Source organism: Paraburkholderia sp., assembly GCF_035948235.1.
Taxonomy (GTDB): domain Bacteria; phylum Pseudomonadota; class Gammaproteobacteria; order Burkholderiales; family Burkholderiaceae; genus Paraburkholderia.
The window spans coordinates 41,323-55,975 of record NZ_DASZJJ010000083.1; the positions used below are offsets into that span (position 1 = coordinate 41,323).

A 14,653-nucleotide genomic window follows, 5' to 3' on the forward strand; every position below is an offset into this window, starting at 1 on the left:
CAATTCCAATGAAAGCGGCTGCTGCATATTCGCAGCAGCGAAATGCAGGGCGGCGCGCAAATATCGCGCGCCACAGGGTATTTACAGATCGATGCTCATGCCGTCGAAGGCGACTTCGACGTGGCGTAGCGCGAGTTCGGCACGCTCCGCCGAGTCTTCGTCGAGGATCGGATTCGTGTTGTTGATATGCGTGAGAATCTTGCGCGCGTTCGGGAACTGCTCGAGCACTTCGAGCATGCCGCCGGGGCCGCTTTGCGCGAGGTGCCCCATCTGGCGGCCAGTGCGCGTGCCCACGCCGCGACGCTGCATTTCGTCGTCGTGCCACAGCGTGCCGTCCACCAGCAGGCAATCGGCTTCGTGCATGCGCGCGAGCAGCGCTTCATCGACTTCGCCCAGACCCGGCGCGTAAAACAGTTTGCCGCCCGTGCGCGTGTCCTCGATCACGAGGCCGATGTTGTCGCCCGGATGCGGATCGTGCCGATGCGGCGAATAGGGCGGCGCGGCGCTGCGCAGCGCAAACGGCGTGAAGCGCAGGTTCGGACAGGCACCGATCGTGAACGCCTCGCCCGAAACAATCGGGTTCCAGCGCAGGCCGCCGTTCCAGTGCTTGAGCATCGGAAAGATCGGAAAGCCGGTGCTGAGGTCCTCGTGGACCATGTCGGTGCACCAGACCTCGTGCGGGCAGCCTTCGCGCAGGCTCAGCAGGCCGGTTGTGTGATCGATCTGGCTGTCCATCAGCACGATGGCCGCGATGCCGGTGTCGCGCAGCGCGCGGCCCGGCTGCATGGGCGCGAATGCCTGTAACTGGGCGCGAATGTCCGGTGAGGCGTTACAGAGGACCCAGGATTCGCCATCGTCGGAGACGGCGATCGACGACTGCGTGCGCGCCTTTGCGTTGAGGCGGCCGTTACGGAAGCCCGCGCAGTTCGCGCAATTGCAGTTCCACTGAGGAAAGCCACCGCCGGCTGCGGAGCCGAGAATGTGAATGTGCATGCTTGCTGATATAGGCTGCGGATTGAACGCGCCAGACAAATAGCCCCGGCGGGCCGGGGCTATGAAGATCCTGCGAGAGGATGTTGACGCTGCGGATTAACGGTTCGAAATGTACATCGTGATTTCAAAACCGAAACGCAGGTCGGTGTAAGCGGGCTTGGTCCACATGGCGGAACTCCTTGAAAAATGGATGGACAGGCGGACGTCCGGCAAAGCGGACACACCGGGCAATGCGGGAAATGGCAGCCGATACGGCAGGCGGAATGAACTGCACGCCTGACAGGTTATGCGCTGCAATTCTCCTCGCGCGTATCGTATCAAATTTGCGCGCTCCGCGACGGCTCGCCGGCACCGGATGGCCCTGAAATCCAGCATCAAACGCCAAAAGTGGCTGCGCGAAACACTTTATTTCGTAAGTAGCAATATTCGAGCGCAATGCAGACGAAAGCTACGTAATCTTGAACAAGGTGGTGAACATGTCCGCAGCCGCTTTGGTCTCGCGCGGGGACTTACCGGTGCGTTTTCGCGTGCCGGGGCGCGTGGCGTGCGCATCGCTTGCGGGAGGTCTTTCGCCCGTGTAAATGGCGCGCGGCCGGATCAGATGCGGATCCTGGCGCTGCTCCAGCCCGTGCGCGATCCAGCCCGCCGAGCGGCCCAGCGCGAACAGGCCGAACGCGGCTCCCAGCGGCAGGTTCAGATGACGCCGCAGCGCCACGAGCGCGAGATCGAGCGACGGCGGTTGCCCGACAAGCGCACTGCCCAGATCGATGAGTTTTTTCCATTTGGGATGACGCGGTAGCACGCGCGCGAGCAGCCACGCCGCGCGCACATCGCCGTCGGGATAAAGCGGGTGGCCAAAGCCCGGCAGATCGTCGCCGCGCGCGAGGCGCTCGCGCAGTTTGCGCTCTGGGTCGGTGTCGCCGAGTTCGTCCCACAGCGCCTCGCCGCGCGCCGTGGTCGCGCCATGGCGGCCGCCCGAAAGTCCCGCCAGACCGCCGATCACGACCGAGCGCAGGCTCGCATCGGTTGACGCGATGCAGCGCGCGGTAAAGCTCGACGCGTTCAGCTCGTGGTCGGCGCACAGCACCAGCGCCATGCGGATCAAGTCCGCGCCCGTCTTGCCGACCCCCCAGGCGCGCGCACATTGCTCGTGCAGCGGCGCGGTGTCGGGCGCGCTGCCCAGCAGGCACGCGGCCAGCAGGCGCACGAGATCGCCGCAACCCTGGGCCTGGCGTTCGGCGTTGCGCTGCCAGATTGCGGTGGGCGCGTCGTCGCTTGCGAGCGCAAAGAGCGGCAGCATGGCGGCTTCTGCGCGCTGGTCGCGGTAATGCTTCAGCAGCGCTTGAAATACGTCGGGCACTTGCGGCGCGCGCGCCGTGAAAGCGGCGCTTACGTCGCATTGCCAGAGCAGCGCGGCCACGTCTTCAAGGCTCGCGCGCGCCGCCAGATCGAGTGCATCGACGCCACGATAGGAAAGCCGGCCGTTTTCAATCAGCGTAATCGCCGATTCGAGCACCGGCGCGCCCCAGTCTAGCGCCGCCCGCGCCACTTCCTTCGGCTTGCGCCCGCGTGCGCGGTTGGCGGCCAGACGCTCGACGTCGGTGGCGAGATAACGGCTTTCGCGCGAGACCGGGTCGCTTTCGGCGCGCAGCAGACCGCGGCTCACGTAGGCGTAGAGCGTCTGACGCGAGACGGCCAGGCGCGTGGCGGCTTCGGTGGAGGTCAGGTAGGTCGGCATGGGGTGTCGGCGATGCAGTGACAATTCCGGCGTATGGCGAGCAGCATAATCAACGTTGACGATTTGTGCGTGCGCGCTGCCTGTTTTAAACCGGCTTACCGCATATTAAGAAAACTTCATCTGACCGATCACGATCCCATAGGCGCCGTCGCATAAGCTCTCGACTCATGACTTCGAACTTGCGAGCTTAACTGGAGAGGGCCCCGATGAGAGCAACCCTGCGATATCTTGCTGCGCTTGCCGCGGCGACCATTAGCCTGGCCGCTCATGCCGGGCCGCATCTCACCCAGCAGCAATGCATGGGCTACCCGTTCAAGCATGTCGCGGCGGGCAAGATCACGCATGCGCAGTTGATGAACGAACTCGGCGAACTCGAAGCGCGCGGCTATCATCCCGGCGACGACGACGGTGTCTATCCCGCCGATCTGCAAGCCGCGCAGAAACGCCTGACCTCCGACTACAGCGCCGACTGTCTCAAGCTGCATCGCAAGACCTGAGCGTTTCGCGCGCCCGAAAAAAAGCAGCGAGACGGGTGGTGCCCCGTGTCGCTGCCTGAAATTGCGCGGTATTTTGCGCGTTGCTTAAAACGAGAAAAACTACGGCTTAACGCGCCGGCTTAGAACGCAATCGCAATGCCGAACATGGCGACGAACTGATTGCCCGTCGACGACGCCGAGGTGTTTTGCGAGTCGCCCACCATCGCCACCGCATCGACGATATCGCCTGCGCCGTTCGCGCCCAGCGTCTGACCCGAGGCGTGCTGGTACGCCTGAATCGTGTAGAGCGTCGTGCGCTTCGAGAGGTGATACATCTCGCGCAGCGAAATCTGCTGATAGCGCGCGGCGTCGTGAATGCCGTTGGCGCTGGAGGCACGCGTGTAGCTATAGCCGCCCGACACTTCGATCGGCGTGCTCACGCGATAGCTCACCAGCGCGCCGTACGTGTTGAACACGGCGGTATCGGTGAAGAGCGACTGGCTGCCCGGACGGTAGACCACATTCGAATAGTTCACGCCAAACAGCAGATTGCCGAAGGTGTAGGTCGCCAGTGCCGCCGCCTGCTGCACCGTATTCGCCGACAGATAGCCGGTATTGATGGTCGAATGCGGGAAGGTGGCGCTCGCGTTCGGATCGAAGCCGCCCGAGTATTGCGTGTTGCTCATGCGCAGATAGCCCAGACCCACGGACAGCGGGCCGCCGTCGTAACGCAGCGCCGCGCTGAACATGCTGCCGCTCTTCATGCTGCCCGCCTGGCCGCCAAAGCCATACTGCACGCTGCCGCGCAGACCGTCGATAGTCGGCGATGTGTAGGTAACCGAACTATTTGCGCGAATGTCCGTATCGAAACCGTCGATATCGCCCGGATGCGCGCCCGTTGCGCCGGTCAGGTAGGTGACCGGGCCGAGCGTGCCGGCGAGCAGGTAATAGGGCGTGTACTGGCGACCCATCGTCAGCGTGCCCAGGCGGCTGTCCTGCAGACCGACGAAGGCATAGCGGTTGAACGCCAGACCGGCCGATTGCTGCGCGCCCGTGCCCGGATCAAAACCTTCCTGCAAATCGAAAATCGCGTTGAGCGTCGAGCTCAGTTGCTCCGAGCCCTTGAAGCCGAACTTCGAGGCGTACAGATTGCCGTTGCGCATGTACACATTCGAATGGCCGCCCTGGTTGCTCGCGTAGGTAATGGCTTCGTCCACGTTGCCATACAGCGTGAGGCTGTTTTGCGCCATGGCCGGTTGCGAGATCGTCGCGGCGCACACGAGCAGCGAGCCGCCCCAGAAAAAGTGTTCTGATTTCATCGTAAGACAGACGAGCGATCCGGATGATGGACGATGCGGCCGGCCATCCCGGATTCGGAAGAATATTTGGACTGAGTAGTTAAAACAGGCCGTAAACCAGAAGGCCGGAAGTCCATCAATCGGACTTCCGGCCAATACGGTTTAGTGCCTTAATGCGTCGTCGGCAGTGCGTAGGCGATCACGTAGTCGCCGCGATCCGGCGACTGGCGTGCGCCGCCCGCCGAAATCACGATGTACTGCTTGCCGTCGATCGTGTAGCTCATCGGCGTGCCCTGGCTGCCCACCGGCAGACGGGCCTTCCAGACTTCCTTGCCGGTCGAGCTGTCGAACGCGCGCAGGTAGTAGTCTTGCGTCGCCGCGAAGAACACCAGACCGCCGCCGGTCGTCAGCGAGCCGCCAATGGTCGGCATGCCGATCGGCGTGGGCATGTGCATCTGCACGCCATACAGACGCGTGTCCTTGACCGTGCCCAGCGGCACTTGCCACGCGACGCTACGCGTCTTCAGGTCGATTGCCGTGAGGCTGCCGAACGGCGGCTTCTGGCACGGAATGCCCAGCGGCGAGAAGAAGCGGTCCTTGGTCACCGAGTACGGCGTGCCGCCCAGCGGCACCGCACCCATGCCCGCGTTGACGGCTTCGTTACCGTCCGAGGTCGCGCCCGCGCGCTGCTTTTCCTTCACCAGATGGACCCACAGGCCCAGACGCATGTCGTTCACGTAGATCATGCCGGCGTTCGGGTCGTACGACAGACCGCCCCAGTTCATGCCGCCGAGCGAACCCGGGAAGCTCAGCGCGTAGTCCGTGTCCGGTGCGGTGAACAGGCCGTCGTAGCGCATGCCGCGGAACGAGATACGGCACATCAGCTGGTCGATCGGCGTGACGCCCCACATGTCGGCGTCCTTGAGCACTTCAGCGCCGATCTGCGGCATGCCCACCGACAGCGGCTGCGTCTTCGAGTACGGCTCGTTCGGGATCGTGCCGGTCTTGACCGGGTGTTCGACAACCTTCGTGAGCGGCTTGCCGGTCAGGCGGTCGAGCACGAACAGCTGGCCCATCTTGGTACCGACGATCAGCGCCGGCACCTTCTTGCCGTCTTCCATCGGGAAGTCGATCAGCGTCGGCTGCATCGGCACGTCGTAGTCCCAGAGGTCGTGGTGGACGGTCTGGAAGTGCCACTTTTCGGCGCCGGTGGTGGCGTCGAGCGCAAGGATCGAGCCGCCGTACTTCTCGTCGAGCGCGGTGCGCTTGACGCCCCACAGGTCGATCGCGGCGTTGCCGGTCGGCATGTAGATGGTGTTCGACGTGGCGTCATAGGTCATCGGCGCCCACACGTTCGGCGTCGAACGCGTGAAGGTCTTGCCGGCGGCCGGTGCTGCGTGGTCTTCCGGGCTGCCCGGATCGAACGCCCACTTCATCTTGCCGGTCATCACGTCGAAGCCGCGGATCACGCCGCCAGGCATGTCGAGCGAGACGTTGTCGGCTACGCGGCCGCCCACCACCACGGTCGTGCCGGCCACGGTCGGCGCGGACGTGAGCTGGTACAGCGGGCTTTGCGCCTTGCCCAGACCCGCCTTCAGGTCGATGATGCCGTGGTCGCCGAAGTTGTCGCAGAGCTTGCCGTTATCGGCGTCGAGCGAAACCAGCTTGCCGTCGATCGTGTTCATGTAGATGCGGCGGCGGCACGCGGCGGGGTCGCCCGACGTGTCGATTGCCGACACCGGCGTCGAGCCGGTAACCGTGGGCTGCACGAGCGGCTTGGTGCTGTCGAAGTAGGCGAGGCCGCGGCAGCGCACCCAGACCGTGGTCTTGGTCGGGAACGCGTGGCGCCACTTTTCGGTGCCGCTGGCGGCATCGACGGCGATCACAGTGTTATGCGGCGAGCACAGGAACAGCGTCTTGCCGACCTGCAGCGGCGTTTCCTGGTCTTCCGAGCCGCCGCCGTCCGGGCTGAGCGGCGTGTCGCCCGTATGGAACGTCCAGGCGACCTGGAGATCCTTCACGTTGTCGCGGTTGATCTGCGCAGCGCCTGCGAAGCGGTCGCCGCCGGCCGAGTGGCCGTAAGCGGTCCAGTCGCCCATGCCGGCGGTGCCGGCGATGGGCGGGGTGGTTTCGGCGCCGAACTTGCCGTGCGGCACGAACATGCCCCACACGAAGCCGACGTTCACGAGAGCCAGCAGGGCGGCGATGCCCCAGGCCTGCTTGCAGGCCGACGACTTGCCTTCGCCCTTGCGCAGCACGGGGACGAGCGGCGCGAGCAGCATGCCGATCATCGAGAACATGAAGATGCGCGTGTTGAGCGGCCAGAAGTCGAAGCCGACTTCCCACAAGGCCCACAGCGCCGTGGCGATCAGGAATACGAGGAAGATCGTGAACGCGCTGGAGCGGCGGCGCGCGAGCTGCACGCCGGTGGCGCAAAGCGCGAGGCCGGCAAGCAGGTAGTACCAGCTGCCGCCGCGGGCGATCAGCATGCCGCCGCCGATGAGGAAATACAGCCCGAGCAGCAGGCCGACGAACCCTATAAGGGGTAGGCCGATACGCACGGCCTTTGAAATCTGTTTATCTGAATCTGTTGGTTGCTTCGACATCGTTTTATTCTCGATTGGACGCTAAAGGCTCGCCGCGGAGGTCGGCCTGAGCATGCGCCTTTATTGGGGCGCAAACGTCAAGCCTTGTTCTAGATTAACTAGTTGGTACATTTTATTAAGAAAATTGAAATCCTGCCCGCAGTTTCGCAACTCTGTGGTTCAAAAAACGACTGCAGGGGTACAGGAAGCGGTTTTTTGGGTGTGCGAGCGCGGCGGCGCGGGTGCCGGATTGACGCAGATTCGCGACCGGCGCAGGCCGCAAGGGAGTGGAATCGGGAGGAAAGGCGCGGGAATGAAGCGGCGGGCGAGAGACACCCGCGCGAGGGCGAAGCGGTTCCGGCGTTCAGGCAACCAGTGCGAGCACGGTCTCCAGCACGGAGCGCTTGAACTTCTTCGGATTGCGGGGCAGCGTGGAGAACGCCAGCATCAGGTGGTCGTAGCCCACAGTCTTGCTCACGCCGTTGAGCAGCACGAAGAACAGCATCTCGGCGTCCTTCACCTTGAGCACGCCCTGTTTTGCGGCGTCGTCGAGCAGGGGCACCATCACTTCGTAGTAGGGCCGCATGAGCCGGTCGACCAGCAGATCGAGGCGGGTACCTTCTTCGGTCGTCGCGGTCGAGAAGAACAGGCCGATATCAGGTTCCTCGAACACCTTGTCGATATACAGCTCCAGCGCGCGGTCCACGCGCGCCTTCGCATCCAGCTTCGAGTCGCGCAGCGCCGCCGTGGCCGCGATCATGGGGCGGGCGTGTGCGGCGATCTGCTCGACCACGGCTTCCCAGAGTGCATCCTTCGAGCCGAAATGATGCGCGAGCAAGGCCGGATCGACGCCCGATTCGCGCGCGATCTCGCGCACGCTGGTGGCATCGAAGCCGCGCGTGCCGAAAGTCTTGCGCGCGCGGCGCAATAGCACCTCGCGGCCCACCGAAGCTTGCTGTGCCGGCCGGCCGCGGCCGCGCCGCACCGGCGCGGGCGTTGGCGTTGGAGATGCAGTGGCCTTCTCTTTCATGCGGTTCAGCGTTCCCTGTTTTTGATGGACGTGAGTGTAACCGAGCGCCGACGCCTTGCCGCCTGGGGTCTGCGTGAGGTGCGCAGTTGATTCACATGTGGTCTGCATGTGGCCGTTTGACACAGGCCACGCCAGGGGTTTACCATCGGCTTTTATTCATTGCGTGTTGAATTAAAAATGACGAATCCGGTACGCATCGTAATCGTGGGCGGCGGTATCGCCGGCATCCTGTTGGCAACGAAACTGGGCGATACGCTCGGCCGCGCGGGCAAGGCCCGGATCCGGCTGATCGACAAAAGCCCGACGCACATCTGGAAGCCGATGTTGCACACGATCGCGGCCGGCACGCGCGATGTCCAGCAGCAACAGGTGATCTTTCTCGCGCATGCGAGCGAACACGGCTATACCTACGAGCCGGGCGAGATGCTCGGGCTCGACCGCGCGCGCCGCTGCGTACAACTGGGTGCGCTCACAACGACCGACGGCGGCACGGTGCTGGAGCCGCGCGAAGTCGGCTATGACGTGCTGGTGCTCGCGCTCGGCAGTCATGCGAATGATTTTGGTGTGCCAGGCGTGGCGCACCACAGCTATTTCATCGACAGCCAGAAGCAGGCCGAAACCTTCAACGAAGCGCTGCGTGCGCGCGCGTTTCGCAGCGTGGCGCGCGACGAGGCCCTGCGCGTGGCGATTGTCGGCGGCGGGGCGACCGGCGTGGAACTGGCCGCCGAACTGAGCCGCCTGCTGGAGGTGGCGAGCGCCTATGGCGATGCGAAGGTGCGCGAGCGCCTGCAATTGACGCTGCTCGAAAGCGGTCCACGCATTCTCGGGGCGTTTCCGCCCAATATTTCGGCGTCGAGCCAGCATCAGCTCGAAAAGATCGGCTTCAGCGTCAAGACCGGCACGCGCGTGACCGAGGCCACGGCCAACGGCTTTGTCTACGACGGCGGGACGCTGGCCGAGGCCGATCTGATGGTCTGGGCCGCAGGCGTGAAGGCCGCCGATTTTCTCAACGGCCTGGGCGGTCTCGCGACCAATCGTGCGAACCAGATCGTTGTCGGCCCGACTTTGCAATCCACGGAGGACGATCATGTATTCGCGCTCGGCGACTGTGCCAGCTTCACGCCCGGCGGCGCCGAACGCGCGCTTGCGCCGACCGCGCAGGTCGCCACGCAGCAGGCCGAATACCTCGCGCGCCATCTGCCGGCCTGGCTCGCGGGCAAGCCGATGCCAGCGTTTGCGTTTCATGATTTTGGCTCGCTGGTCTCGTTGAGCGATTACGACGCGTTCGGCACGCTGGGGCGCTTTGGTTTCTTCCGCGGCGGCTTTATTCGCGGCAGGCTCGCGCAATTGAGCCACGCGATGTTGTACCGCCGTCATCAGCAGGCCTTGCACGGCTTGCGCAAGGCAACGCTACTCTGGACCGCCGAGCGTATCAACGGCTGGGTGCAGCCGAAGATCCGCCTCGCTTGACTTCACAAGTCAAAACGCCGCGCGCTCCCGGTGGGCGTGCGGCGTTTTTCTTTTGCGATGATTCGACGAGCTAATTAATTATTGAGCATTCACGCCGGGCACATTGCCGAGCGCCCATAGCGCGCATGCCACAGCCCCAGTTCCTGTTCGTGCTCCGCCACCCGTTGCGGTACCGCATCGCGTAGAAATTCCACCAGCGTCTTGATCTTGGCGTCGAGGTATTGGCGCGACGCATACAACGCGTGTACGTTGATCGGCTTCAGACGCGCGTGCGGCAGCACCTGCACGAGCGTGCCGTCGCGCAGACCTTGCAGCGCGGTCGGAATCGGCAGGATGCCGATTCCCATACCCGCGCGGATCGCTTCGCCCAGCGCTTCGGCGATATTCACGGTGAAGGGCGCTTCGCGCATGGGACGCAACACGTTTTCATTACCGTCGGCGTCTTCGAAAACCCACGGCAGCGGGGGCTGATCCTGCAGCGAAAGCTGCACGCAGGTGTGCGCCGCCAGTTCGTCGAGCGAGGCGGGCGTGCCGCGCCGCGACAGATAGTGCGGCGAGGCGCACAGCACCGCGCGCGTCATGCCCAGCCGCTGCGAGACCAGCGACGAATCCTTGAGGTTCTGCGCCACCACGATCGCAACGTCAAAACGCTCTTCCAGCAGATCGGGCGTGCGCTGCGAAAGCACGAGATCGACGGATACACCTTCGAATTGCTGGGTGTAACGGGCGAGCAGCGGCGTCAGGTAATGCTGGCCGAAGCCGGCCGGGGCGTGCACGCGCAGTCGTCCGTTGGGCTGGGCGGCGGCGCCCATGGCTTCGGCGTCGGCGAGATCGACTTCATTGAGAATGCGCTCGCAATGTTCCAGATAGCGGCGGCCCGCCTCGGTCAGCGAGATCTGGCGCGTGGTGCGGTTGAACAGGCGCGTTTGCAGGCTCGCTTCCAGATCCATGATCGCGCGCGAAACGGCTGCGGTACTGAGGGAGGCGCGCACGGCGGCCTTGGCGAAACCGCCGGCTTCCGCGACGCCCACGAACATCTTCATGCTGCCCAGCTTGTCCATTGGATTGCGCTTGTGTGAGGTCCATCGGGTTGGCGCGGGGGCGCAGCGATGAAAGGGGCGTGGCGCGTGTGGCTGGCGTGTCAGCATGACTCGCCGCGCCCTTTATATTCAACGCATGATGAAATAATTTTACTGCGGGCGTGGGGGCGATGTCAAAGACGGCGCGCCTGGGGCGTGCCGTCTTAGATGAGATCTGTTGGGATCAATGCCAGAACAGTGCGATCAGGATGATGATCGGAATCGGCACGCCAAGCATATAAAGAAGAATCGAGCGCATGTCAGTCTCCTCGGGAAATGATCAGAATTCACGCAGACGGCCGCCCACGGTCGCCATGTAGCTGGCGGCGAAGGCACCCATCAGCAGCGAAACGAACAGCCAGAGCGTGGCGTGGATGGTGGCCTTGCGGGCCTCGTCGGCGGCGGCGCGCGCGGCGGTCTCGATGGCATTCATCTTGTCCTGCAGGCGCGCGTAGGTCGTGGTCACGCGGGCCTGGGCATCGGCGGGCGAGAGACCGGTTTGCTGGGCGACGACCTGCGAGACGTAATACGTGTCTTCAGGCGAGAGCGCGGCGCCCGAGGGCAGGGAGTTGAGGAAGATGCGCGCGATCTCCTGTTTCTGCGTGACGCTCGCGAGTGCCTGCTCGGGGCGGGTTTCTGCTGGCGCGGCAGCGCCTGCAACGGGACGCAGCATGCCGTCGATCAGATAACCCATGGGCCAGGTCTGCCACGCCGTCTGTGCATTGCCGCGATCGACGCCGCCGAGCCCCGCCGCGGTATGAACGCCGCTTTCGGCGGCCGCCACGGCGGCGGTGCGCCCGATCCCTGAGGCCGCCGAGGCAAGCAGGCCTGCCATCAGAAGCGTCGCCAGCGCCCACGCAAGAAAGCCGTGCGCGGTATCGCGGAAGTGGGTTTCGTCGCCGCTGATGCTCGGCCAGTGGCGGCGCAACCGCCCGGCCAGATAACCGCCCAGCCCCGATGACATGATCTGCGAGACGAAAATCCAGATCACGACCGCCGCGCCAAAGGTTTTGGCGTGCGCGCCGCTGCCCGGCCACGGCGAGAGCGACGACAGCCCGAGACCGGTGCCGAGCGTGAGCAGGATCAGCGCAAACGCAGCCATGCCTACCGCGCCTGCAACTATCGCCCCCCAGGCAACCGCCTCTCGCAGGAAGCCGTGCTGCGTTGCCGCGAGCGGTGTCGCCACGCCCGCGCCCAGTTCAGTGTGATTCATGGGGCTCCTCCTCCTTGGGGTAAAGGCGCCGTGCGCCGCGTCGTGCGGGCTGTGCCGGGCCGGTGAGGAGTGTCTGAGCAGAATCCGTGCCGTTGTTGGGCGTGGCCGGATATCGGGCAAGCAAGCGTGTATCGATCCACGCTTTGAGACGCGTTTAAACCAGCGATTTAAAGCAGATGCAATGTCCGTTTATCGGCTGTTCTTTCCGCGCGACAGGCTTGATTTAAAGGCCATTGATCGATGCTATAGTCCGCGCTGTCTTCGGGGAAATTAACAAACATAAGACAGAACGCGTGCATAAAAATAACTTCAATCTTTTGCGGCTGCTATTTGCGGTCGGGGTGATCTTTTCTCATTCGTTTGAGTTGCTGCGCCACCAGGATCCGCTTGAAGGCTCGTCAGCGGGGATGTCGGTGGGTACGCTCGGCGTATGCAGTTTCTTTCTGCTCAGCGGTTATCTGACCGCGCAAAGCTGGTCGCATGAACCGCGTGCGCTCGCGTTCCTGAAGAAGCGCGCATTGCGGCTCTATCCGGCGTTTATTGTCGCTTCGGTGCTGTCGGTATTCGTGGTGGGACCGCTGGGCGCAAGTACCGCACAATACTTCAGCGACTGGTCGGCGCATAAGTTCTTCGCCGATCTTGCCGGATTGCGCCAGCCGCGAACGCCCGAGGTGTTTGCGAACTCGCCGGTGCCATCGGTCAACGGTTCGATGTGGACGATCACGTTCGAATTGCGCTGTTATCTGCTGATGACCGTACTCGGTTTATGTGGCGCGATGAAGCGGCGCTGGGCGATTCTTCTGCTCGCGCTGGCCGTCAATCTCGCGGCGATTGCCGGTGCGCCGGTCCAGCGCGGCGAGCAGGGCGAGGCGATGTTCGGCGTGTCGGGTTTCATGCTGTGGTTCGCGTCGCTTTATCTGGCGGGCGTGTGCTTCTATCTGTTTCGCGAGCGTTTGCCGTTGCGCGGCCGCCTTGCGGTGTTCGCGCTGATCGGTTTTTGCGTGGCGTTGTTCGCGCCTGCAGCCGTCATGCGCGCAGCCACCGTGACATTGTTCGCCTATGGCCTTTTTTACATCGGCCAACTTCAGTCGCCCCGGCTCGCGAAATTGCGCATGAATGACGATCTTTCTTACGGGCTTTATCTATACGGCTGGCCCGTGACGCAATTGCTCGCGCTCTGGCTGCCGTCGATCGCTCCGCTCGCGCTGTTCGCGTGCGTGACTGCGATCTGCGTGCCGCTCGCGTTCGTAAGCTGGCGCGTGGTGGAGTCGCCGGCGCTGCGCCTGAAACGTGCCCGCTCGCCCCAGGGCGGTCCCGTCGCGGCCTGAATGCGGTAGTCTGGCGGACGTCGCCAGCTTCCGCCTGGCTGGCATTGTCGGGAGGTTTCACAATGTCGCTCGCACTCTACGGTCATCCTTTCTCCTCGTACACGCAGAAGGTGCTGGTCGCGCTGTACGAAAACGCTACGCCATTCGAATTTCGCGTCATCGGGCCGGATTCGCCGCACGCGGCGGACTGGCTGCAACGCTGGCCGCTGCGTAAATTCCCGCTGCTGGTGGACGGCGAGCGCAACGTGGCCGAGACCAGCATCATCATCGAATATCTCCAGCTCACGCATCCCGGGCCCGTGCGCTTCTTGCCCGCCGACCCGATGGCGGCGCTCGACGTGCGCTTTCTTGACCGCTTCTTCGATCTGCATGTGATGACGCCGGTGCAGCGCGCCGTCGATGGTGCGCTTTCCGGCGACGATGCCAGGCGCGCAGAAGGTCTGGCCCACGCGGCGCAGAAGCTCGATCTGGCGTACGCGTGGCTGGACGCAACCCTGGCAGGCCGCACGTGGGCCGCGGGCGACGATTTCACGCTGGCGGATTGCGCGGCAGCGCCTTCGCTGTTCTATGCAGACTGGACGCATCGCATTCCGGCCGGATTCGCCACGCTGCGCGCTTATCGCGAGCGATTGCTGGCGCGGCCCTCGTTCGCGCGTGCGGTGGACGAAGCCAGGCCCTATCGGCCGCTCTTTCCGCTGGGCGCGCCAGATCGCGACTAAGGCGTTAATAGCAGCGGGTGTGCTGCGAGTTAACTAACCTTTAACGCCGCCTTTATCGGCAGCGAGCAGGTTCGCGCGGCGCAAACGCAGGGCGGGGAATAATGGCAGACAATTCGAAACGCCGAAGCTGCTGAAGCGACCGCTTGCCAAAGCGTGGCCGACGTATGCAAACGCAGCGGTAGCACTCCAACTCTTCGCGAGGAATGGCTTGCATGGACACGATCAAGACGCTGCTCGAAGCCCAGCCTCTGCTTACGCTCTTCGTGACGGTGGCGCTTGGCTACGTGGTGGGCGAACTGAATATCAAGGGCGTGTCGCTCGGGTCCGGTGCGGTGCTGTTCGTGGGTCTCGCGATAGGCGGATGGGCGCCGAAGTCAGCGCCGCCTGCCTTGCTCGGCACGCTCGGCCTGCTGTTGTTTCTGTATGGAATCGGCATTCAGTATGGCGAGCAGTTCTTCAAGGGGCTGACCAGCGCCAACGGACTCAAGGCCAATGCGGCGGCCATCGCGGGGGTGATCGGCGCGGGCTTTGTCTCCATCGCGCTGATACCCTTGTTCGGCGTGAAGCTGGACCAGGCGCTGGGGATGTTCGCCGGCTCCGGCACCAGCACCGCGAGCCTGCAAGCCGCCGTGGCCTCATTGAAAAGCGATGGCGCGGCAGTGGGGTATAGCGTTTCCTATCCGTTTGGCGTCGCCGGACCCATCCTGTTTCTGTATGCGCTGGG

General features: G+C 63.9%; 12 protein-coding genes and 1 pseudogene. 5 read left to right on the plus strand and 8 right to left on the minus strand.

Translation table 11 applies throughout. The features are described 5' to 3' along the window. Nucleotides 1–81: 81 nt before the first annotated feature. The 3 genes from pqqB to VG320_RS06490 form a co-directional block, all read right to left on the minus strand. Entirely contained in the window at nucleotides 82–993 is a 912-nt protein-coding gene (gene pqqB, locus VG320_RS06480) for a pyrroloquinoline quinone biosynthesis protein PqqB (protein WP_327199309.1), read from the minus strand. 96 nt (nucleotides 994–1,089) lie between these two features. Then, entirely contained in the window at nucleotides 1,090–1,161 is a 72-nt protein-coding gene (gene pqqA, locus VG320_RS06485) for a pyrroloquinoline quinone precursor peptide PqqA (RefSeq protein WP_084162062.1), read from the minus strand. Nucleotides 1,162–1,441: 280 nt separating this feature from the next. Next, nucleotides 1,442–2,731, minus strand: a complete 1,290-nt coding sequence (locus tag VG320_RS06490) for a citrate synthase family protein (RefSeq protein ID WP_327199310.1) — start codon at nucleotides 2,729–2,731, stop codon at nucleotides 1,442–1,444. Between the two features lie 206 nt (nucleotides 2,732–2,937). On the opposite strand from VG320_RS06490, the gene VG320_RS06495 reads away from it, so the two are divergent. Then, nucleotides 2,938–3,228 carry a DUF4148 domain-containing protein gene (locus VG320_RS06495; protein WP_327199311.1) on the plus strand — a complete coding sequence of 97 codons (291 nt, stop codon included), beginning with the start codon at nucleotides 2,938–2,940 and terminating at the stop codon, nucleotides 3,226–3,228. Nucleotides 3,229–3,347: 119 nt separating this feature from the next. Here the strand turns inward: VG320_RS06495 and VG320_RS06500 are convergent, their stop codons facing one another. From VG320_RS06500 to VG320_RS06510, 3 genes are all read right to left on the minus strand, one after another. Continuing rightward, a complete protein-coding gene (locus tag VG320_RS06500) occupies nucleotides 3,348–4,526 on the minus strand; it encodes a porin (protein ID WP_327199312.1) in 1,179 nt (392 codons plus the stop codon). Nucleotides 4,527–4,675: 149 nt separating this feature from the next. Then, the gene (locus VG320_RS06505) at nucleotides 4,676–7,111 is read right to left on the minus strand and encodes a membrane-bound PQQ-dependent dehydrogenase, glucose/quinate/shikimate family (RefSeq protein ID WP_327199313.1); all 2,436 of its coding nucleotides are present in this window, start codon (nucleotides 7,109–7,111) and stop codon (nucleotides 4,676–4,678) included. A gap of 343 nt (nucleotides 7,112–7,454) precedes the next feature. After that, a complete protein-coding gene (locus VG320_RS06510; RefSeq protein WP_327199314.1) occupies nucleotides 7,455–8,120 on the minus strand; it encodes a helix-turn-helix domain-containing protein in 666 nt (221 codons plus the stop codon). A 177-nt stretch (nucleotides 8,121–8,297) separates the two neighbouring features. Between VG320_RS06510 and VG320_RS06515 the strand changes: the two genes are divergently transcribed. Next, nucleotides 8,298–9,590, plus strand: a complete 1,293-nt coding sequence (locus tag VG320_RS06515; protein WP_327199315.1) for an NAD(P)/FAD-dependent oxidoreductase — start codon at nucleotides 8,298–8,300, stop codon at nucleotides 9,588–9,590. 89 nt (nucleotides 9,591–9,679) lie between these two features. Here VG320_RS06515 and VG320_RS06520 read toward each other — a convergent pair whose 3' ends face one another. Together VG320_RS06520 and VG320_RS06525 are read right to left on the minus strand one after the other, a co-directional pair. Continuing rightward, nucleotides 9,680–10,651, minus strand: a complete 972-nt coding sequence (locus VG320_RS06520) for a LysR family transcriptional regulator (protein ID WP_327199316.1) — start codon at nucleotides 10,649–10,651, stop codon at nucleotides 9,680–9,682. A gap of 298 nt (nucleotides 10,652–10,949) precedes the next feature. After that, the gene (locus VG320_RS06525; protein WP_327199317.1) at nucleotides 10,950–11,882 is read right to left on the minus strand and encodes a hypothetical protein; all 933 of its coding nucleotides are present in this window, start codon (nucleotides 11,880–11,882) and stop codon (nucleotides 10,950–10,952) included. Between the two features lie 341 nt (nucleotides 11,883–12,223). Here VG320_RS06525 and VG320_RS06530 point away from each other — a divergent pair, with 341 nt between their 5' ends. From VG320_RS06530 to VG320_RS06540, 3 genes and pseudogenes are all read left to right on the plus strand, one after another. Beyond that, nucleotides 12,224–13,210 (plus strand): acyltransferase, encoded by a 987-nt coding sequence (locus VG320_RS06530; RefSeq protein ID WP_327199318.1) that lies wholly within the window; start codon nucleotides 12,224–12,226, stop codon nucleotides 13,208–13,210. 62 nt (nucleotides 13,211–13,272) lie between these two features. Next, a complete protein-coding gene (locus VG320_RS06535; protein ID WP_327199319.1) occupies nucleotides 13,273–13,929 on the plus strand; it encodes a glutathione S-transferase family protein in 657 nt (218 codons plus the stop codon). Nucleotides 13,930–14,141: 212 nt separating this feature from the next. Continuing rightward, nucleotides 14,142–14,653, plus strand: a pseudogene (locus VG320_RS06540) (YidE/YbjL duplication); the annotation flags it as partial.